The 21,088-nt window shown below is 29.9% G+C and carries 21 protein-coding genes and 1 pseudogene; 10 read left to right on the forward strand and 12 right to left on the reverse strand.

All coding sequences use genetic code 11. The features are described from left to right. The first annotated feature begins 9 nt into the window (after window positions 1–9). The 5 genes from CSUB8523_RS00120 (at window position 10) to CSUB8523_RS00140 (ending at window position 6,360) form a co-directional block, all read left to right on the forward strand. A complete protein-coding gene (locus tag CSUB8523_RS00120) occupies window positions 10–1,995 on the forward strand; it encodes an OPT family oligopeptide transporter (protein ID WP_043019263.1) in 1,986 nt (661 codons plus the stop codon). Continuing rightward, complete coding sequence (locus tag CSUB8523_RS00125) at window positions 1,992–2,798, forward strand: undecaprenyl-diphosphate phosphatase (RefSeq protein ID WP_043019264.1); 807 nt, start codon at window positions 1,992–1,994, stop codon at window positions 2,796–2,798. The genes CSUB8523_RS00120 and CSUB8523_RS00125 overlap by 4 nt, the downstream gene beginning before the upstream one ends. Before the next feature lie 106 nt (window positions 2,799–2,904). Next, on the forward strand, window positions 2,905–4,716 hold the full coding sequence (gene thrS / locus CSUB8523_RS00130) for a threonine--tRNA ligase (RefSeq protein ID WP_043020320.1): 1,812 nt from the start codon (window positions 2,905–2,907) through the stop codon (window positions 4,714–4,716). Continuing rightward, on the forward strand, window positions 4,713–5,234 hold the full coding sequence (gene infC / locus CSUB8523_RS00135) for a translation initiation factor IF-3 (RefSeq protein WP_043019265.1): 522 nt from the start codon (window positions 4,713–4,715) through the stop codon (window positions 5,232–5,234). Before thrS ends, infC begins: the two co-directional genes overlap by 4 nt. Window positions 5,235–5,268: 34 nt before the next feature. Continuing rightward, window positions 5,269–6,360, forward strand: coding sequence for a DNA adenine methylase (locus CSUB8523_RS00140; RefSeq protein WP_043019266.1), 1,092 nt, complete (start codon window positions 5,269–5,271; stop codon window positions 6,358–6,360). Here the strand turns inward: CSUB8523_RS00140 and CSUB8523_RS00145 are convergent. The 7 genes from CSUB8523_RS00145 to CSUB8523_RS00175 form a co-directional block, all read right to left on the reverse strand. Further along, window positions 6,357–7,223 carry a helix-turn-helix transcriptional regulator gene (locus tag CSUB8523_RS00145; RefSeq protein ID WP_043019267.1) on the reverse strand — a complete coding sequence of 289 codons (867 nt, stop codon included), beginning with the start codon at window positions 7,221–7,223 and terminating at the stop codon, window positions 6,357–6,359. The genes CSUB8523_RS00140 and CSUB8523_RS00145 overlap by 4 nt on opposite strands. A 17-nt stretch (window positions 7,224–7,240) precedes the next feature. Then, the gene (locus CSUB8523_RS00150; RefSeq protein ID WP_043019268.1) at window positions 7,241–7,546 is read right to left on the reverse strand and encodes a hypothetical protein; all 306 of its coding nucleotides are present in this window, start codon (window positions 7,544–7,546) and stop codon (window positions 7,241–7,243) included. Between the two features lie 3 nt (window positions 7,547–7,549). After that, window positions 7,550–7,975: a hypothetical protein gene (locus CSUB8523_RS00155; RefSeq protein WP_043019269.1), complete on the reverse strand. Its 426-nt coding sequence runs from the start codon at window positions 7,973–7,975 to the stop codon at window positions 7,550–7,552. A 10-nt stretch (window positions 7,976–7,985) separates the two neighbouring features. After that, entirely contained in the window at window positions 7,986–9,647 is a 1,662-nt protein-coding gene (locus tag CSUB8523_RS00160) for a hypothetical protein (protein ID WP_043019270.1), read from the reverse strand. A gap of 36 nt (window positions 9,648–9,683) precedes the next feature. Further along, window positions 9,684–10,682, reverse strand: coding sequence for a hypothetical protein (locus CSUB8523_RS09475; protein ID WP_069107223.1), 999 nt, complete (start codon window positions 10,680–10,682; stop codon window positions 9,684–9,686). Between the two features lies 1 nt (window position 10,683). Next, window positions 10,684–10,992 (reverse strand): YkgJ family cysteine cluster protein, encoded by a 309-nt coding sequence (locus CSUB8523_RS00170; protein WP_197719683.1) that lies wholly within the window; start codon window positions 10,990–10,992, stop codon window positions 10,684–10,686. A 74-nt stretch (window positions 10,993–11,066) separates the two neighbouring features. Beyond that, window positions 11,067–11,282 (reverse strand): hypothetical protein, encoded by a 216-nt coding sequence (locus CSUB8523_RS00175; protein ID WP_043019271.1) that lies wholly within the window; start codon window positions 11,280–11,282, stop codon window positions 11,067–11,069. 148 nt (window positions 11,283–11,430) lie between these two features. On the opposite strand from CSUB8523_RS00175, the gene rpmI reads away from it, so the two are divergent. From rpmI to CSUB8523_RS00190, 3 genes are all read left to right on the forward strand, one after another. Next, window positions 11,431–11,622, forward strand: a complete 192-nt coding sequence (gene rpmI / locus CSUB8523_RS00180; RefSeq protein WP_012660788.1) for a 50S ribosomal protein L35 — start codon at window positions 11,431–11,433, stop codon at window positions 11,620–11,622. A gap of 95 nt (window positions 11,623–11,717) precedes the next feature. Then, window positions 11,718–12,071, forward strand: a complete 354-nt coding sequence (gene rplT, locus CSUB8523_RS00185; protein ID WP_043019272.1) for a 50S ribosomal protein L20 — start codon at window positions 11,718–11,720, stop codon at window positions 12,069–12,071. After that, window positions 12,049–12,948: a DNA ligase gene (locus CSUB8523_RS00190; protein ID WP_052243640.1), complete on the forward strand. Its 900-nt coding sequence runs from the start codon at window positions 12,049–12,051 to the stop codon at window positions 12,946–12,948. Before rplT ends, CSUB8523_RS00190 begins: the two co-directional genes overlap by 23 nt. Here CSUB8523_RS00190 and CSUB8523_RS00195 read toward each other — a convergent pair. The 4 genes from CSUB8523_RS00195 to CSUB8523_RS00210 are packed head-to-tail and all read right to left on the reverse strand — an operon-like array spanning window position 12,925 to window position 16,637. Next, on the reverse strand, window positions 12,925–13,740 hold the full coding sequence (locus CSUB8523_RS00195; RefSeq protein WP_043019273.1) for a cation ABC transporter, integral membrane protein: 816 nt from the start codon (window positions 13,738–13,740) through the stop codon (window positions 12,925–12,927). The two genes, CSUB8523_RS00190 and CSUB8523_RS00195, sit on opposite strands and share 24 nt — an antisense overlap. After that, entirely contained in the window at window positions 13,733–14,482 is a 750-nt protein-coding gene (locus tag CSUB8523_RS00200) for a cation ABC transporter, ATP-binding protein (protein WP_039662322.1), read from the reverse strand. The genes CSUB8523_RS00195 and CSUB8523_RS00200 overlap by 8 nt, the downstream gene beginning before the upstream one ends. After that, window positions 14,482–15,804, reverse strand: a complete 1,323-nt coding sequence (locus tag CSUB8523_RS00205) for a HoxN/HupN/NixA family nickel/cobalt transporter (RefSeq protein WP_043019274.1) — start codon at window positions 15,802–15,804, stop codon at window positions 14,482–14,484. The genes CSUB8523_RS00200 and CSUB8523_RS00205 overlap by 1 nt, the downstream gene beginning before the upstream one ends. After that, window positions 15,801–16,637, reverse strand: coding sequence for a metal ABC transporter solute-binding protein, Zn/Mn family (locus CSUB8523_RS00210; RefSeq protein ID WP_043019275.1), 837 nt, complete (start codon window positions 16,635–16,637; stop codon window positions 15,801–15,803). Before CSUB8523_RS00210 ends, CSUB8523_RS00205 begins: the two co-directional genes overlap by 4 nt. A 129-nt stretch (window positions 16,638–16,766) precedes the next feature. On the opposite strand from CSUB8523_RS00210, the gene CSUB8523_RS00215 reads away from it, so the two are divergent. Continuing rightward, complete coding sequence (locus CSUB8523_RS00215; protein ID WP_039662328.1) at window positions 16,767–17,114, forward strand: Fur family transcriptional regulator; 348 nt, start codon at window positions 16,767–16,769, stop codon at window positions 17,112–17,114. Continuing rightward, window positions 17,114–17,812: a class I SAM-dependent methyltransferase gene (locus CSUB8523_RS00220; protein WP_043019276.1), complete on the forward strand. Its 699-nt coding sequence runs from the start codon at window positions 17,114–17,116 to the stop codon at window positions 17,810–17,812. Before CSUB8523_RS00215 ends, CSUB8523_RS00220 begins: the two co-directional genes overlap by 1 nt. 7 nt (window positions 17,813–17,819) lie before the next feature. Here the strand turns inward: CSUB8523_RS00220 and CSUB8523_RS00225 are convergent. Then, window positions 17,820–21,085 (reverse strand): annotated as a pseudogene (locus CSUB8523_RS00225) (type ISP restriction/modification enzyme). Between the last annotated feature and the right edge of the window lie 3 nt (window positions 21,086–21,088).

The raw sequence follows: 21,088 nt of genomic DNA on the forward strand, positions 1-21,088 counted from the left end.
AGAAGCAAAATGTATACAAAAAATTCACTACCGGAGCTTACGCTTAGGGGTATCATACTAGGAAGTGTTTTAACTATAATCTTTACAGCCTCAAATGTATATTTGGGGCTTAAAGTCGGTCTTACTTTTTCTACTTCTATTCCTGCTGTTGTGATTGCAATGGCTGTTTTAAAAATCTTTAAAGACTCTAATATTTTAGAAAATAATATGGTTCAAACTCAAGTTTCAGCTGCAGGTACGCTTTCAGCTGTGATTTTTGTTATACCGGGTCTTTTTATGTGTGGATATTGGTTTGAATTTCCACTTTGGCTTACTTTTATGCTATGTCTTTGTGGGGGTGGATTAGGCGTACTTTTTACTATACCTTTGCGTAGAGCTATGGTAGTAGAGAGTAAATTAGCTTATCCTGAAGGAAGAGCTGCTGCTGAAATTTTAAAAGTAGCCAATAAAGATCAAGCGGACAAAAAAGGCAAAGTAGGCTTAAAAGAAATCATCTTAGGAGTTAGTATAGCTTCTATTGTAAGTCTTTTTTCAAGTGGCTTTAAACTGCTTTCAAGTGGAAGTAGTTTTGCATTTATTTGGCAAAAAATGACTTTTGGCTTTTCTATGGGCTATTCAGTGGCACTTTTGGGCGCTGGATACTTAGTAGGAATAGCTGGAGGTATTGCGTTGCTTGTGGGTATGGTGCTTGCTTGGATGGTTTTTGTGCCATATTTTTCTGCTAAAGAAAGTTTTGATGCAAGTTTAAGTGCACTTGATATAGCTAATCAAATTTGGGCTCAAAAAGTGCGTTTAATAGGTACAGGAACTATTGCTATAGCAGCATTATGGACTTTAATAGAACTTGCAAAACCTGTGTATGATGGTATGAGAAATATGCTTAAAAAAACCTCATTAAACCTCTCACAAGATCCTAAAGATATGGATTTATCTTTAAAAGCTATGCTAGGTTTATTTGTGCTTATGTGTATAGGTTTGTTTGTTTCATTTTACGCTTTTGTGACTGATTCAAATTTGGCAAGTGACTATCAAATTCTTTTTGCTTTGGTAGGAACTTTAGTGGCTATTTTCATAGGCTTTTTTGTAGCTTCTGCTTGTGGATATATGGCAGGTTTAGTGGGTTCATCATCTTCTCCTATTTCAGGTATAGGACTTATTGGGATTATGATCTCATCTTTAATTATCTTGCTTTTAGGTTATGAGATTAATTTATTTGGCGATCCTTTAATGTCTAAATTTGCCATTGCTTTTGCTATATTTACCACTAGTGTTATTTTGGCAACTGCTGCTATTTCTAATGATAATTTACAAGATTTAAAAACGGGTTATTTGGTGGGTGCAACTCCTTGGAAACAACAAGTTTCTTTGATTATAGGTTGTGTATTTGGGGCTTTAGCTATTGCTCCTGTTTTAAATTTATTATACCAAGCTTATGGTTTTGTGGGTGCCATGCCAAGAGAAGGAATGGATGAGGCAAATGCGCTTGCTGCGCCACAAGCAAATTTAATGAGTACTATAGCGCAAGGTATTTTTAATGCTAATATCGATTGGAGTTATATTATAGCAGGAGCTTTTGTGGGTATTGGTATAGTTATCATTGATCGTTTATTAAGAAAGAAAAATATGTCTTTACCACCTTTAGCTGTGGGTATAGGTATATATTTGCCACCTGCTGTTAACATGCCTTTATTTGTAGGTGGCTTATTGGCATATTTAATCAAAAAGCGTTTGGAGCAAAGATATGCTAAAAATGCCCATAAAAAAGAACTTATTCAAGAGCATGAGCAAAAAGGAACCTTATTTGCCTCCGGTTTGATAGTAGGAGAAAGTATATTTGGAGTATTAATAGCTGGTTTAACCGTGCTTTCTATTAGTAGAGGTGGGGCTGAAGATCCGCTTGCTATTGCAACTTCATTTAAAGACGATGGGATTATAGGTTTTGTAGTTTTTGTAGCGATTATGCTAATTTTTGCAAGAAGAGTACTTAAAAAATGAATTTAGATTATTATTATGCTTTGATTTTGGGAATTATCGAAGGTTTGACAGAATTTTTACCTGTTTCATCTACAGGGCATATGATTTTAGGTGCTGAAATTTTGGGTTTAAATATAGATGATTTTTGGAGAAGTTTTTTCATTATCATTCAGCTTGGTTCTATACTAGCGGTGATTTTTATTTTCAAAGATAAACTAACTCAAAAGCTTGATATTTGGCTTAAACTTACTGTGGGCTTTTTGCCTGCGGGTGGAGTGGGTTTTATAGCATATAAGTTTTTAAAAGAAATATTTAATGGCTATACAGTGGCTATTATGTTAATCATTGGCGGGATTGTTTTTATCATCATAGAGTTAAAACATAGAAAAAAAGACTATATGATCCACTCTTTAGATGAGGTAAGTTACAAACAAGCTTTTGTGATAGGTCTAACCCAAGCTCTTGCTATCATACCAGGTACTTCAAGAAGTGGAGCAAGTATTATAGGTGGCTTATTGCTTGGACTTGATCGTAAAGTGGCTTCTGAGTTTTCGTTTTTGCTTGCTATACCGACTATGATTATTGCAACAGCTTATAGTATTTATAAAGAACCACAAGTTTTAAGCAATATGAGCAATTTCATTCCTTTAGCAATAGGCTTTGTAGCAGCTTTTGTGGTTGCATTTGTGGTGATAAAAATCTTTTTAAAATTAATCAGCAAGATAAATTTCATACCTTTTGGAATTTATAGGATAATTTTAGGTTTTGTATTTTTATACCTTTTTATGAGTGGTATGTTAGATATATCAAGAACGGGTGTTTGAAAGATAAAAATATCCTTTATTTAAAAAAATTTTAAGTTTTTCATAGCTAAAATTAGTCTTATATTTTAATTTAAGCTCACAAGGTTAGTGAGTGTTAAGGGTAGAAATGACAAAAGATATAATTGCATATGCAAATAATGAAACTTTGGTGGATACTCAAAGTTTCAACAATGATACAAATTTAAGTCCTGTTTATTTTGATAATTCTAAAGAAAGTTTAGAAGTTATCCGCCACTCTTGTGCGCATTTGATGGCTCAAGCAATTAAAAGCTTATATCCAGAGGTTAAATTTTTCGTAGGTCCTGTAATAGAAGATGGGTTTTACTATGATTTTAGAGTTGAAAGTAAAATTTCAGAAGAAGACTTAAGTAAAATCGAAAAGAAAATGAAAGAACTAGCAGAAGTAAAACTAGATATAACAAAATATGAACTCTCCAAACAAGAAGTTAAAGAAAAATTTGCTAATGATGATCTTAAACAAGAAGTCTTACTAAGAATTCCTGATGGTAAAATAAGTATTTACAAGCAAGGCGAGTTTGAAGACTTATGTCGTGGACCTCATGTGCCAAACACTAGATATTTAAGATTTTTCAAGCTTACTCGTGTAGCCGGTGCGTATTTAGGTGGTGATGAGAAAAGAGAAATGCTCACAAGAATTTATGGTACCGCTTTTGCAGATAAAGAAAGTTTAAATGAATACTTAAAAATCATAGAAGAAGCTAAAAAAAGAGACCATAGAAAACTTGGTAATGAAATGAAACTTTTTACTTTTGATGATGAAATCGGCGGCGGGCTTCCTATATGGCTTAGCAATGGTGCAAAATTAAGAAGCAAATTAGAGCATTTGCTATATAAAGCACATAGGTTAAGAGGTTATGAGCCGGTGCGAGGTCCTGAGCTTTTAAAAGCTGACGCGTGGAAAATTAGTGGGCATTATGCAAACTATAAAGAAAATATGTATTTTACGCAAATTGATGAGCAAGAATACGGCATTAAACCGATGAATTGTGTAGGGCATATTAAAATTTATCAAAGCGATGTTAGAAGTTATCGTGATTTACCTTTGAAGTTTTTTGAATACGGCGTGGTACACCGTCATGAAAAAAGTGGTGTTTTACACGGGCTTTTTAGAGTAAGAGAATTTACCCAAGATGATGCGCATATTTTTTGTATGCCAAATCAGATAAAAGAACAAGTTTTAGAAATTTTAAGTTTTGTTGATACCTTGATGAAGGCTTTTGAATTTGATTATGAAATGGAAATTTCAACACGCCCAGCAAAAGCAATAGGCGATGGTGAAATTTGGGATATAGCTACAAAGGCTTTAAAAGAAGCCTTAGATGAGCAAGGTTTAAAATACGGCATTGATGAGGGCGGTGGAGCTTTCTATGGTCCAAAAATTGATATCAAAATCACTGACGCACTAAAAAGAAAATGGCAGTGTGGAACCATACAAGTAGACTTTAATTTGCCAAGTCGTTTTAAACTCGAATATACAGATGCAGATAATGAGAAAAAACAACCTGTAATGCTTCATCGTGCCATTTTAGGTTCTTTTGAAAGATTTATAGGAATTTTAATAGAGCATTGTGGCGGGGAGTTGCCATTTTTCATAGCACCAACTCAAGTAGCTATAGTGCCTATTTCGCAAAATCATCATGAATATGCAAAAGAAATAGCAAGAAAGCTTTTAGAGCTTGGTATTGATAGTGAAGTATATAATAAAAACGAAAGCTTAAACAAAAAAATCCGCACCGCAGAAAAAGCACATGTGCCTATGATACTTGTTTTAGGCGATGAAGAAGTAGCAAACCAAAGTGTGGCTTTAAGAGATAGAAGAGCAAAAGAACAAAAAACAATGACTTTAGATGAATTTATAACCCTAACCAAGGAGAAATTAAGTGAGGTACGCTTTTGAGTAAAGAAAAAGAAGTATTGCTAAATGAAGAAATTCAAGCAGATGAGATCAGATGTATAGGTGATGATGGCAAGGTTTATGGCATTATTAGTAGTGATGAAGCGCTAGATATCGCAAATAGACTAGGGCTTGATTTGGTGATGATAGCTGCTGAAGCCAAGCCACCTGTATGTAAGATAATGGATTATGGAAAATTCCGTTATCAACAAGAAAAAAAGCAAAAAGAAGCAAAGAAAAAACAAAAAGTGATTGATATAAAAGAAATCAAGCTTTCTGTGAAAATCGCTCAAAACGATATCAACTATAAAGTGAAGCATGCAAGCGAGTTTTTAGAGCAAGGCAAGCATGTGAAATTTAGAGTGTTTTTAAAAGGTCGTGAGATGGGCTCTCCTGAAGCAGGGGTAGCTTTGCTTGAAAAAATTTGGCAAATGGTTGAAGATATAGCAGATAGAGACAAAGAACCTTTACTCGAAGGACGCTATGTAAATATGCTAGTAACTCCTAAAAAGAAAAAATAATCACAAGCCTAAAAAGGCTTGTGTCTTTAAACTTATGCTAGAAGAAAATCCGCAATTTTTAAAAGAACAAATCATAACTTATCTTGGCAATAAAAGATCCTTGCTTGATTTTTTAAATCAAGGCTTTAAATTTGCACAAAATGAGCTAAAAAAAGACAAATTTAGCTTTTGTGATGTATTTAGTGGCTCTGGGGTAGTTTCGCGTTTTGTGAGGCCTTATGCGAGTTTTATCATGGCAAATGATTTGGAGGATTATTCTAAAATCATTAATGAGTGTTACTTAAGCAATCAAAACGCACAGTTTTTACAAGAATTACAAAAACATTATGCTTTTTTAACCTCTGATTTAAAGCTTGAAAAAGGCTTTATAAGCAAACTTTATGCACCTAATAATGATGAGCATATCCAAAAGAATGAAAGAGTTTTTTATACGCTTAAAAATGCATTGTATTTAGATTCTATGCGACAAAGAATTTCAAGCTTACCAAGTAATATGCAAAAATATTTCATCGCACCGCTTATCTATGAAGCAAGCGTACATGCGAATACAAGCGGGGTTTTTAAAGGTTTTTATAAAGATAAAAATGGAGTGGGAAAATTTGGAGGAAATGGAGCAAATGCACTTAGTCGTATAAAAGGCGATATAGTTTTAAAAATGCCTGTTTTTTCAAATTTTACTTGTGAGTATGAGGTTTTTCAAAAAGACGCAAATATTTTAGCTAAAGAGCTTGATAGTTTTGATGTGGCGTATTTAGACCCGCCTTATAATCAGCACCCTTATGGGTCAAATTATTTTATGTTAAATTTAATCGCTAATTATAAAAAACCAAAGGAAATTTCAAAGGTTTCTGGCATACCAAAAGACTGGAACCGCAGTGCTTTTAACAAAGAAAAAAAAGCCGAAGATACTTTGTTTGATTTGATAAATGATTTAAAAGCTAAGATTGTATTGCTTTCTTATAATTGTGAGGGTTTTGTAAAAAAAGAAAATTTTACAAAAAGACTTCAAAGCCTTGGAGAATGTTTTGTGCTTGAGCAAAAGTATAATGCCTTTAGAGCCAGTAGAAACCTCTCTAAGCGTTCCATGCATATACAAGAGCAACTTTATGTGTTGAAAAAACGTTAATCTTGCATGTATGTATTTAACTGCTCAAAAAGCTTTTCTTTTAAAGTAATAGGTTTGTTTATTTTAATATATGGTATCCAATATCTTATCAAATTTAAAAGTTCATCATCATAAGTATAAAATGCCTTGATATAAATAAAATTCTCATCCTCATCTATAAATTCGTATTTAGTAAGAGCATTTTTTCTTAAGAAATATTCTTTAGCTTTTTTATCAAGCTTTAAAATAGCTTCTTTGTTTTCTTTGCTAATCCAGTTGCTTTGATCTTTTTGAATTTGTTTTAAAAACTCTTCTTTTGGGGTAAAAATTTCTTTCTTTTCCACTCTTAGTTGTGTGATCTTAGAAAAAGTAAAGGTTTTTAAGGTATCGTTTTCATCTGCTAAAAGATACCATATGTGGTCAATATTGATGAGTTTGTATGGATTAGCTTTTCTGTATTTTTCTTTATAGTAAAAGCTAATGGAGTATTTTGCTATGATAGCTGCGCTTAGTTCTTCAAAAACTTCTCTATCAAGTGTTTCATAGCTTTGAGTTTTGACCAAAAAGGCTTTATTGATTTTTTCATTAAGCAAGTCGTTTAAAAACTCTTTATCTAAACTAGGATAAAGCCTACCTATACCACTTAAAATAGCAAAATTTTGTATATCTTTAAAGCTTAATTTTCCTAAAACATAGCCTTCTAAAAAGTATTTTCCATTTTCTTTTTTTATAGGGATAAAAGCAAGGCGTTCATGCAAGTCTCTTTGTATGGTGCGAATGCTGACATTAAATTCTTGCGCAAGCTCTTCTAAGCTAAAACGTTCACCATTGTTTAAACATTGCAGTATAGAAACTAAACGCGTCGAAAGCTTGTCTTTTTCCATATACAACCTTTTTTTGTTTATTTTAGCAAATCTTTGATGTTTTGTTTGATTGTTTTTGGATCGTTTTCATAAGTAGTTAAAAGATCTTGAATAAGCTTTAAAAAATCATCAAAATCATCAGGATTTTCTTTTTTAAATTTAAGCACTTTATCTAGGATGATAAAAGCAGCTTCGGTTTTATCTTTTTCTTTTTCATAAAACTCTTTTAGCTCTAAAGCAAACTTAGTGTAAGTATAAGCTTGCTTTGGCTTTGAGATGATATCAAAGATGTTTGATTTATAGCTAAAAAGCAATGAAAAAAGTTGGGGTAGTTTGTTTAGCATGATTTATTGTTCAATATATCCGCAATCTCTACATTTTCTTTTTCCATTAATAGAAACATCTTTATTTGTAAAAGGAATTTGTACCCAAGAATGCTGTATATCGCCCAAACGCTCTTTTCCGCATTGAGGGCATTTTTCTATTATCTGACATCTTTCATTTTTTCTTACTTTTTCAAATTTGTGATATATTTCAAATTCTCTGTGCTGACAATAAATACATTCTTCATATCCTCTGCAAGAGTACGGATCTGTTATAACTCTTTCTGCAAAGTTGTGATTGTATTTACTGATATATTCATTACAGTCAGGGCATGTTTTTGAAAGATAGCATTGAGGTTTTCCTTCTTCATTACTGTAAGCTCCTCCGTGCCACCCAATTCCACATTTTGCACTAATTGCTATAGATTTTAAAGTATCTAAAAATCCCATTTTATTCCTTTTATATTTTTAAATTTTCATTGCTAAACATAAAATCATCAAATTCTTTTCGTGTTTTAAATAAATCATCAACACCAAATTTTTCTGCAAGGTTTACAATAGATTGATTTGCTTGTGTATAGTCACTGTTATTTAAGGCGGTTTGTAATTCTTGAAAACTCATATTGCTAGTATTTTTTAAATCACGCATATAATCATCTATGAAAATTTCCAAAGATTCTTGGTTTTCTATCATTTTAGGCATGATTTTATCAAAAACCATTTCAACTTCTTCTCTTCTTACTTTAGCTAAATTCGCCTTAGCAAAAATTGCAACAAAGCTATTTATTGTTATTTCAACAGTTTTAGAAAACAAAACTACAGCTAATGAACAAATAAAAATGGATATTCCTATGGATAAAATTTGAGCTAATGGACTTCCACCTAATGCTTGACAAATTTGTTCTTCTAAGGCAATTGCAAATATAGTCATGATAGCTGAAAATAAAGATTTTAATATCACTTTTATAAGTTCGTCAAAACTTTTAATTTTACCAGTTATATAAGCATATATTGCATTCCATATAGATTTTAAACTACTTCTTAAATTTTTCCATAAAGCTTTTAAGTGCCCACCAATTCTTTTAAAATATTGCGAAGCAATTCCAACAATAACATCTATAATACCATAGTTAGCTCCTCTTATAAAAGCATCTTTCCCACTTTCAATTACTCTTGATAATAAACGCTTAAATCTTACATCAAAATCCTCATGTTCTTTTTTTATAAATTCGCTTTTAAGTTCAGCTATAACACCGCTTGCAAATGTACTAAGAACAACAACACCGGCATCGCTAGCTCCAGTTTGAAAAATATTTATGGCAGCTTGTTTTGCTTGAATAATATATACTTCTTTTAAGGCCTGATATTTGTCTGTGTGGTTTTTAGAATTAGCTTCTTTTGTGTAGCCAGCTTTTTCTCTCTCATTGCCTTGAGTAAGAAAAGAAAATTTGCTTTTATATTCTTGAAGTTTTTTTTCTAAAGAAGCTTGTTTTTCTTCAGGCGCTTTTTCTATAGCGCTTTCTAATTTTTCTATTTCTTTTTGCGCCCTTTCGTAAGTTTCTTTATCAGTTTTAATATAGTCTAAATTTCCATTTTTAATCGCTTCAAAATATCTATTATATTCTTTTCCAAATATACTATCATTAACAGCTTTTAATTGTTCTGTTTTAGCTATTTCACCTTTTTCGTTTAAAGTTACGGTATCTACTATAGTATGATTCGTTTTGGTTAAGTTGTCTAGATTGACATTGTTTGTTAAATTTTTAATTTCTTCATTGCTATAATTTGCCAAAATTGTCTCTTTTTTGTATAGATCAATATTTTCTCCTTTAAAGACTTTGCTTATTTCGGCAAGCTCATCTGTTGTGAAGCTTCTATTTTTATTTTTATTATATGCGTTATTGATGTTTTCTTTACCAACTTCTAGTGTTTCATAAAATTGACCAAAACCATTTGGGTTGTTGCCATGTTGTTGCGTAGCTTTTTGCATATTTGTTGTAAGTTTTGCACTTTCCATATAGGCTTCATATGAGTTGACATTAAATATATTGATGGGTAATCTTGCTAAACTTTGTGTCCCTAGTTCTTCTAGTAATTCATCAAACAATGATACAGTATTCATAATATCTCCCTTATTTTAAAAGCGGAAATTCCGCTTTTAAATAGTTTGTATTTCTTTATTTAAATTTTGTGCTATTTGGACAGCTTTTTTAAATTCTTTATTTACTATGCCTTCTTCAGTTAGTACATTTACCTTACAAACACCACTAATTGCTTTTACTAAATTGACAATAAATTGAGTATATGTTTTTTCATCATCAGTAAATTTAGAATAATCATTTTCTCTTATAATCATTAATTTAAAAGTTTGTAATTCTTCAATTAAAATTTCATCTAATTTTTGTATAGCTATAAGAGATTCATTTACAATAGAACCGATTGCTGTTGTTGCAGTTCTTGCAGTATTCATTTCACTTGCTGCTGCTTTTGCTTTATGTAGGTTACTTTTTGCTTCGTCCAAAGCTTGTTCTCCAACTTTAGAATATAAAAATCCTCCAACCGCTAAAACAGGTGCAGCTACTATACCACCTAAAACAGCCATTCCACCAGCCATTCCAAATCCACCTGCAGCTAAGCTACCTCCTCCAAGCCATGCTAAAGTAGCATTAGTAGCTGCTGCACCACTGAGCGTAGAAATCAAAGTTCCAGTAGAAGCGCTTGCAAGTAATCCAACACTACCATAAGCTCCAAGACCAGCTAAAGCCCCAGCACCAAGAGATGCTATCCCACCCGTAGCTAATTTTGTAAAGTCAATTACACTTTCTTTGGTAAATTCTATAAATTCATTAATATTAAATTTTAAATCATCTTTAGAAAAATCATCGCTTTCTACATTTTTAAGTTTAGAAAAAATATCAATAAACTCTTTGAAAGAATTTTGATGAATATGCAACTTTGCATGCCCTAAATTTTTCAAAGCTTGTTCAGCATATTTTCTAGCTATATCTAAGTTTTCTTTTGCAAAATCAAAAATTGCTTTAGCATCATTATCTAACTCTTCTGCTGCGCACTTATCTTGATAACCATCGTATGCTTTTTTAGCACCAAATACACCTGCTGCTAAAGCTAATCCGCCTAAAACAAATGGAACTGCCATTTTAAATCTCCTTTGTTATTAAATTTATTTTGTATTTTTTATCTAGTTTCAATTTATCTTGCAATAAATTACATATTTTTATATTTTCGTTATAAAAATCCTTTTTACTCATAGTGGCTTTAAAATATTTATTGTAAAAATCTTCCACTCTGCATACCAAGGGTCTTTCGTTGTAAATTTTACAAGAATTATCTTCTTGTAAATTAATGCAAACACCATTTATATTAAAGTGTTTCAACTCTTCAATGCCATTAATATTTTTACAGCATGCTCCACATGAAGTGCAAGGAAAATTATGTTTTAATATTATTTACCCCTCCTTATTATTTTTTTATTTCAATTATATCAATACCCCCCCCCCGTATTGTCAAGGTTTTTTTAGTATTATTTGCTTTTAATTATCCTTGTAAGTATCATTACACTTGCTAAAATTAGTATGTAAGAAACCACCACATTTACAAGTCCGTATTTTTCTATTAAAAATAAACTCGGTAAAATAATGCACCATAGTATAAATATAAATAAAGCCCAAAAAGTACCACAAACTATAGCCCATATAGTAGTAGCTATCATAGCTATAACACCGACTATTATTGCCATTTGTCTCCTTTATTGGATTTTATAAAATTAATAAAATCATATTAAACCCTTGTGACAGGTTGTGTCATGTAAAATTTAATTTTTCTAAAGCATAGTTGTAGTAAAATGATAGCTTTCTTTTATGAAAAAATTGATCCAAAGGATACACATGCCAAAAATGAAAAGCGTTAAAAGTGCTGTTAAACGCTTCAAGGTAGGTAAAAATAAAATCAAAAGAGGCTCAGCTTTTAGAAGCCACATTTTGACTAAAAAACCTGCTAAGAGAATGCGTGATCTTCGCACTTCTAAGTATGTTCACTCAACCAATGTTAAAGCGGTTGAAAAAATGTTAGGAATTTAAGTTCGCTTAAATTTAGTTTTTGACGAAAGTCATTCAAACTCCCCTAAAAAAGGGTAAGATTCGTTTAACGAACGCCAATTTGTGAAAGGATAAATATGGCAAGAGTAAAAACAGGTGTTGTAAGACGCCGCAGACATAAAAAAGTTTTAAAACTTGCGCGTGGTTTTTATAGTGGTCGCCACAAACACTTTAGAAAAGCTAAAGAACAATTAGAAAGAAGTTTGGTTTATGCGTATCGTGATAGACGCCGCAAAAAACGCGATTTCCGTCGTCTTTGGATAGTGCGTATCAATGCAGCTTGCAGACTAAATGATATTAGTTATTCAAGATTTATAAATGGTCTTAAAAAAGCAGGCATTGAGCTTGATAGAAAAATTTTAGCTGATTTGGCGATGAATGATGCAGCTGCTTTTGCTAAAATAGCAGATGCTGCTAAAAAAGCACTTTAATCTTATAGCAAGGCTTTTTATAAGCCTTGTTTTTCTCTTTACTTTCTTTTTAAATTCTCTTTTTGCTAAAGATATTTTGCTTTTTAAAGTTTATGATGAAAAAGCATTTAAAGATGTAAATTTGAGCCATTATCTTATGAGTGAAAAACTCGATGGTATAAGAGGGCTTTGGAATGGTAAGTCTATGCAAACAAGGGCAGGAAATGTCATAAAACTCCCTGTATTTTTTACAAAAAATTTTCCTAAATTCAAATTAGATGGAGAGCTTTGGATAAAAAGAGCTTCTTTTGAAGAAATCTTATCTTTAGTGCGTCAAGAAAATCCCGATGAAAAACTTTGGCAAAAAGCAAGTTATAATGTCTTTGATGTACCAAATGCTTGTGAGGAATTTAAGCTTGATCCTTGCACTTTAGAAGCAAGATTGGAGGTTTTAAAAAAGTATTTAGCTAAAAACTCAAATGATTTTATAAAAATCATCCCACAAATTCGCATTAAAGATAAAAAACATTTGGATCAATTTTACCAAGATATCATTTTGCATAAAGGTGAGGGTGTAATCATAAGATTAAACAACGCACCTTATGAAAAGAAAAGATCAGACAATGCTTTTAAACTAAAACCTTTTGATGATACAGAATGTGTTGTAAAAAAGCATTTTGAAGGTAAGGGAAAATTTGAAGGTAAAATGGGATCTTTGCTTTGTGATGCTATTATCGAGGGTAAAAAAGTAGATTTTAAAATAGGTTCAGGTTTTAAAGAAAACGATCGCTTAAATCCTCCACCTATTGGTGCTACCATCACTTTTAAGTATAGTGGCTTAACTAAAAATGGCAAGCCAAAATTTGCTACTTATTTAAGAACGAGAGAAGCTTTTTAAAGCATTGATGCCTAAATATATAGCAAAAGTAATACATGAGATCATAATGATGCTAGCGCCACTTGAAATATTAAAATAATAACTTACTATTAAACCACTTAAGCAAAAACATAAACTCAAAATACTTGAATAAATCATCATCCATCCAAGTTTTTTGCTAATGCCTTCTGCTATAAAACTTGGTATACTCAATAAAGCCATGGCTAAAATTAATCCCACAAGCCTAATGCTAATAACCACACACAAGCTTATCATGAAAATCAAAAGATAATAAAATAAATTAGTGCTAATCCCTCTAGTTTGAGCAAATTCACCATCAAAACTTATGATTTCAAATTGCCTATAAAAGCATAGCAAGATAATAATAAAAATAATATCTATACCAAACATAAGCCAAATGTCTTCATTAGAAACAGTTAATATATTTCCAAATAAATATGCCATTAAATCATTGTTGTATTTTGGGCTTAAGTCTATAAGTATGATTCCTATAGCCATACCAAATGCCCATATGACAGCTATGATGCTATCGCTTCTATTTGGATAATGTTTGCTTAAATAAGCCACTATAAAAGCTAAAATCAAAGTAAATAAACTTGTGCTAAGTAAAATAGGCAAAGAAAAGTAAAATGCCACTCCAATGCCACCAAATGCTCCATGTGTAATGCCACCAGCCATGGACATAAGTCTATTTACCATTATTAAACTTCCTATACAGCCACAAGCAATACTTACTAGCACGCAAGAAAATAAAGCATTTTGAAAAAAGTTAAAATTTAAAATTTCAAGCATCACATTCCTTACATAGGCAAGAATTTAAACTCATTTCAACATCACAAAAATGAGAATGGTTTTGATATAAGTGTTTTATATATTTGATTTTGTTTGGATCTTTGATATTTTTGTGTATGAAAATCTCCTTATTTAAATATGCAATTTTATCACTATATGCTAAGGTTATATTAATATCATGACTAATGCATATAATGCCTATACCATCTTGATGAAGCTGTTTTAAAAGCTCAAAAATTTGTATAGCATTTTTAGTATCCACACTTGCTGTAGGCTCATCTAGTATAAGTAGTTTGCATTCTCCTACTAAAGCTCTTGCTATAAGCACTCTTTGTCTTTGACCACCGCTTAAAGAATTGATAGTTTTATTCCAAAAATCTTGCATAGATACTTTTTTTAGAGCATCTAGAGCTAATTCTTTATCTTTTTTGGTATAAAAACCAAACATTTTATGATTTACTCTTCCCATTAACACAACTTCTAAGACTCTAGTTGTAAAATTGGTATTAGTTAGAGTATTTTGTGGGACATAGCCTATTTGACTTAAATTTATATTTTTAAATTTAATTATATTTTTGCTCTTTAAAAGTCCAAATATGAGTTTTATAAGAGTTGATTTTCCACCACCGTTTGGCCCTATGATAGATAAAAAATCATTGTTATCATAGTTTAAATTGATATTTTTTAACACAAGTTCTTTATCATAGAAAAAATTTAAATTAGATATTTGAAATAATTCCACTAAAATACACCTTCTTTAGTATTGATAAATAAAAATAATCCAAATAATATCATAAATATCAAAGCTAGATATTCTAGTGAAGTTCTTATTTTTGTAGTTTTGATATTTTGATGAATTTTATTTGCTCCTATAGCAAATAAAAATAATACAAAACACATTCCCAAGGTTACAGATACAACAGAACTTAAAGTATATAAAAAGTTAAATTTATATGCAAAGGTAAAAAGTAATATAACCCCTGGACAAGGTACCAAAGAAGCTCCTAATATCATTCCCCATTCGCTTGTTTTATGTGTATGACAAGAACAAGAATTTTTATGCAGTATTTTTTTACTTAACATAAAAAGAGCTATAAAAACTATAAGCAAGCTCGTAAATTTTGTAAGAATAAACCCAGCCATATTGACATCTTTAAGCAGCTTTTTAAGCATAATTATACCAATGCTTACAAGCAAAAATGCACTCATTATATGTATTATACCTATCTTTAATACAAAGTAAAATATTTTTGAAAATGAGCTTTTGTGTGTTAAAAAATACGAACTTGTAAGCACTTTAGAATGACCAGGTGCGCTAGCATGAAAAACACCATATCCAAAAGATATGATTAATAATATTAAAAATGTTTGCATATTAAATTCTTGCTGAAGAAGTTGTTTTATATACAAAAAAATATTTTCATTAAAATTTTGTAATTTATTTAAAAAATTATCTATAAAATTTTGGCTTTGCTTGGTTTGAATTTCTGCAAAGATTATATTTGGCACTTTTCCTTTTCGTGTTTGTAAAAATATGAGATTTAAATTGGGATTTGCACTTAGATAATAGTTTGAATTTAAAGTGATAAAATCTTGCGGTATAAATTTAAAATTAAAAAATCCTTCCTTATCTTCAAATCTTATGCTAAATGTATTATTTTCTTTTATAGGGATGTTAAGCTTTACTTCAAAAGTGAAAAATAGTTTTGTTTTATCTAAGATTAATTTAGTATTTGAAAATTTTTCTATATAAATTTTTTCATCTAAATTATAAAATTGAAATTGCATTAAAAATTGTCTTGACGCTATATAATCTAAAAGAGTATATTTAATATCAGTAAGTTCATCTTTGTCTAAAGTGTCATTATAATTTATATCATAGTTTTGAAGCAGTATTTTTACAAAATCTTGTGAAAATTCCCAAGTTACATGAATTTGATTGATATTGTTATCACTTGCGTTAAAGTCTAAATTTACATTTGCTGTTGGAGTATAAGCCGCGCATAAAGCACAGCTTAATACTTTTTGAAAGCATATAAAAGCTAGTATTAAAATGATTTTCATTCTAAAGCCATTTTTAATGCTTGGATAGTTTTTAAAAGTTCTTTATCCCAATCTTTGGATAAATGGTCGATAAAAACAATTTTTGCATTTAATTCTTTAGATAATACCTTAGTCGAATTTTCGCTAAATCCAGGTTGAACAAAAATAACCTTTATGTTTTTTTCTTTGACTATTTTTATTAGTTTTTGAAGATCTTGAATTTTTGGTTCTTTTCCATTGATTTCTACAGGAATTTGGATGAGATTGTATCTTTTTGCAAGATAATTCCAACTAGGATGATACACTATAAATTCGCGATTTTTTATATTTTGCAAATTTGTTTTGATTGTTAAATTTAAATCGTCTAATTCTTTGAGAAAATTTTGTAAATTTTTTGCATAAAAATCTTTATTTTGCGGAAAAGTTTGGCTTAGGGCTTTATAGATATTTTGTGCTTGTATTTTTACCAAAATAGGATCTAGCCAAGTGTGAGGATCATTTGTGTCATGCTCGTGTTCATGCTCGTCATGTTCTTCATTTTCTAGTAATGATATGCCATCGTTGATATTAACAATTTTGACATTTTTAAGTGTGTTTTTAAATTTGCTTTCTAGGATTTCTTCAAGTTCCAAATCAGCAAGAAAATAAATTTTGCTTTTTTCAAGATTTTTAATCACTGTAGGCTTAAATTCTACATTATGCTCATTAGAATTAGGTGAAATCAAAATATTAATTTCTACACTATCTTTGGCTATTTTTTCTACAAAAAATGCTTGAGGAGGTATACTCACACTTATGATAGGTTTTGAAAAAGCAAATACGCATAGTAGCGATAGCAATAGTATTTTTAACATCATTTGCTCCTTGATTATAAAAATTTTTTGTAATTATATATAATGCAACTTAGTTGCAACTTAAAAATAAAGTTGCATTTATAAAACTTTTTTTGTGGTAAAATACATTTATTTTCTAAGGTGAGATTTATGGAAGCTATTGATTTGCTAAAAAAACATGATATTGCTATAACGACTTTACGAGTGGAAATTTTGCAAATTTTATCTCTTGCTAAAAATCCATTAAGTTATGATCAATTTAATCTTAAAGCAAATAAAACTAGTTTTTATAGAAATATAGAACTTTTTGAAAAAAAAGGAATTGTCAATAAAAGCCAACTTGATCGCAAAAGTTTTTATGAATTAGCAGATCATGCTAAAGCACATTTTGTATGTGATGTATGCCATGAGATTAGTGATGTAAAAATGCCTAAAGTTAAAGGAACTATAAAAAGTGTTGTGATCAAAGGAATTTGTCAAAAATGTGAGAACGAATAATGAATTTATGGGATAAAAAGGCAAAAACTTACACAAGATTTTCTTTAGAGTTAAATGAAATTCAAAAAGCAACTTTTGAAAAAATAGGCTCTTTAGATGGTAAAAAGGTAGTAGATATTGGTTGTGGTAGTGGTGTTTGGACTTTACATTTGGCAAAAAAAGCTAAAGAAGTTTTAGGTGTAGATAATGCTAGTGCTATGCTTGAAATTTTAAAAGAAGATGCACTTAAAAATGATATAAATAATATCAAAACTATAAATTTAAAATTTGAAAATTTTTATAAAAACAATACTTTGAAATTTGACTTAGCTTTTTTGAGTATGTCACCTGCTTTGCAAAATGAAAAAGATTATCAAGCTTTTTTAAACTTAGCGCCTAAAAAAGTATATTTAGGTTGGGCAAGTAGGCGTAAAAGTAGCTTTTTAGATCCTATATTTGAACATTTTAACACGCATTTTAAAGGATTTTACGAAGAGGACTTGCAAAGTTTTTTAAATGCGCAAAATATTTCTTATGAGGTTGAAATTTTTAATGAAACTAGAGTGGTAAAAAGAGATAAAGAAAGTGCGATAGAAAATGCTTTGTGGCATTTGAGTATGAATGGTATTAATGCAAACAAACAAGAACTAGAAAGCTTTGTAAAAGATGAGGTAGAAGAGATCATAGAAGCCAAGATAAAACTTTTGATCATTAGCTAGTGTTATACTAGCTAAGATTGATTTTTGAAATTTCATCTTGAATTTTTAAAGTCTCATCTAAAGTTTGTATGATCAAGGTAAAATGCTTATGATCTATGTCTTCTTCTTTGTGGCTTTTTAAGTATTTATCTAGCACAGCATAACCGCCTATTTTAAACTCATAAATTTCAGGACTTACTTTGTTAAAATACAAGCTTTCATTTATGAAAAGTTCTTTTGTGTCTTTGTTGTATTTTACTTTTTGTATTTTGAAATTTTTATTTTTGACACTTTTAAACAAAGCTTCACCCGCATTTGAATTTAACTCATCATCTTTTAATAAATGCAAATTTAAAAGCTTTAAACCTAGTTTGCTTAAATTTTTAAAAGTTTTTTTATTTTCTACAAAAGGAATTTTTGGAAAATCAATTTTTAAAAAATCAAGATATTTTTCTCTATAAATTTTATGAAAAAGCACCGCATAGATATAGCCTAGTATGTCTTCAGGTGAGAATTTTTCTTTATAAAGCTCATCTATGAAAGTTCTAAAGTTTTCTTTGAAATTTTCTATTTTTGAGGTGAAATTTTCTTCATTGAAATTTGGATTTTCTTTTTTTAGGAATTTTTTACTTCTAGTTGTAGGGTAAAGATAAAGTGGGAAGATCTGCTCCCCGCCTCTTCTGTAAAAATTTAAATCTGTAATTTTATCTGTGCAAAAAACTATATCAAAAATATCACTTCCAATAGCACTAAATTGTCTTCCAATCATTAATCCTATATTTTCATTTTCTAAAAAATGTTCAAAAATATCATAAACAGGATAAGCCATAAAGGCTTTTGAATTTTCTATATAATAAGTCCATTTATTATCAAAAGGACGATAGTGGCATTTTTTTATAAATTTTTCTAAATTATCATGATTTTTATTAACTGCATATATAGCAGAATCTAATTTCCAATCCCTTGAATCTTCACCAATATCATAAATTTTATACAGCTCATCTTTAGTTTTTGTATTAAAATCTTTGAGAAGTTGCATTAGATTTTCTTTTTTATTATGAAAAACTATATTATCTCTTTTTGAGCAAATTCCTGTGCTTGAAAGCATAAAAATATCTTTTACATTTATGCCTTTGTTGTATTCTTCTAATAAATCATTATTTTGTGGCAAGAAAAGATAAAAAGGCTCGTTGTTTTTAACTAAAGTCCACTCTATAGAATTTAAGTTATTTTCATATAAAAATTCGTATTTGTCTTTTCTTTTTCCGTATAAATCATAGTAGTAAATCTTTGTATTTTTTGCTTTTGAATTTTGCTTTATAAAGATATTTATGCTCACACCTTGCATGATATCAAAGACATTATCATCTTTGCTTCCATCAGGAGCTTTTTCTTTTTTTCTAGTATCGCCGTGTAAATTTAGTATGTAGATTTTATCAAAGCTTTGCATTAGAGAATATCTCATACCTCTAAAGGTAGGATTATCTAAAAAGCCATTGTTTGAAATAAAAGCAAAAATTCCACTTTCTTGAGAGTCGATTTTGCTTTGTGCAAAGCGTATGAATTTTACATAATCATCTAAAAGCCATTTTGGATTTTTTTCATTTTCTAGTTTGTGTTTTTCATATATAGTTTTGAAAGTGCTTGTGTTTAGTTTGGATTTTTCTTTAAGGTATGAGTTTATCCACTTTTTTTGTTCATCATTAAGATTTGCTTTGCTTGGTTCTAAACCATAGCTTATTTTGATCTCATCTTCGTATAAGCCTTTGTTACTACTTGCTCCACTATAAGGTGGATTGCCAGTGATGATTAGAATTTGTTCTTCTTTTATCTTTTGTGCTTTTTTAAATTATTTTGTTAGATCAATAAGAGTAAAAAGCGTGTTTTGATCTTCTTGTTCTTTTGATATGCTTTTAGAATACAAAGTATTTGTTAGCGCTATTTTAAGACTTTCATTGTCATTTAATGGAGAGTTAAATTCTTCTTTAAAGCTTTGAGAAAGTTTTAAGTGTGCTATGGTATAAGGTGCTATTAAAAATTCAAAACCGCAAAATTTATCTATCAAAGCTTTTGGATTGTAATTAACGCTATTTTTGTTTATAGGTTCTAAGGCTTTTCTAAAGCTTTCAAGTAAAAAGGTGCCAGTGCCTGTGGCAAAATCAAGCAAGGTTATATTTTTATCTAAAGCTTCACTTAGTCCTTTTTTATGATTAAAATCTTGTTTTAAAACTTCATCTATAGCATTGATGATGAAATTTACCACAGGTGCAGGAGTATAATACACTCCCCTTACTTCTCTAAGTTTTGGATCATAGCTTGCTAAAAATGTTTCATAAAAGTGCAAATAAGGATCTTTATGGGTAGATAAAATATTGCGATTAAATAAATCTTTTTCACTAGTTTTGTTTAATTCTTTTATAATACTTGTAATGTCTATGTGATTTATAATGTTTATGATTTCTTCTAAAAGCCATTTTATATTTTCTAAATTTTCAAAACTATCATCTAAAATCCACTCATAGAACGGATCAATGGAAATGATTTTGGTATGAATTTTTTAGCATTGTTTAGATCTATTTCTTTTGCGGTATCGTTATTTAATTTGGCTAAAAATAAACTATAAGTTAGAGTTTGTGCAAAAGAATCACAAAATTCTTCATAGGATAATTCTTTATAAAGTGTTTCTTTGAAAGTGTTAAATAAACTTATCAATGCTTCATTTTCAATTGATAATAAAAGCTCATCTTTTAAAATTCTTGTTCTTAGGCTTAGATGATTTGCAAAATCTAGAGCTGAATTTATAGGATTTGGGATTTTGGCAAAAAATATAGCAAAAAGTTCGTTTAACTCTTGCATTTTAGTATCTAGTAAAGATTGATTTTTAATAATGCTTTTAATTTCATCAAGAGAGCAAATTTTTACTTCTTTGCAAATGATAATCTCGTTTTTCTCATTTAAGCTTAATAATATAAATCTTAAATAATCTGTGAGAATGATATTTGGACTAAGTTTGGTGTATTTTAAAATTTGATCGCTTTTTATGATGTTGTCAAGATTTGCATTTACTCTTTTATTTTCTATGTAGCCTAGTGTTAGAAAATCTTTTGTTATTAAAAAATCCGGAGTGCCTCTGCCTTCTTTGTCATTGTTTGGTTCTTGTTTGATAGAGATTTTATTTTGCCTGTCTTGATTTTCTTTTATAGCTTGTAATAAATTTTGCAAAGCTGTTCTATGTGTGTGTTCTTTATCGTTGATAGAAATATCTTTTATGTTTTCTAGATAAGCTTTTAGCATTAA

This window comes from Campylobacter subantarcticus LMG 24377, assembly GCF_000816305.1.
Classification (GTDB): domain Bacteria; phylum Campylobacterota; class Campylobacteria; order Campylobacterales; family Campylobacteraceae; genus Campylobacter_D; species Campylobacter_D subantarcticus.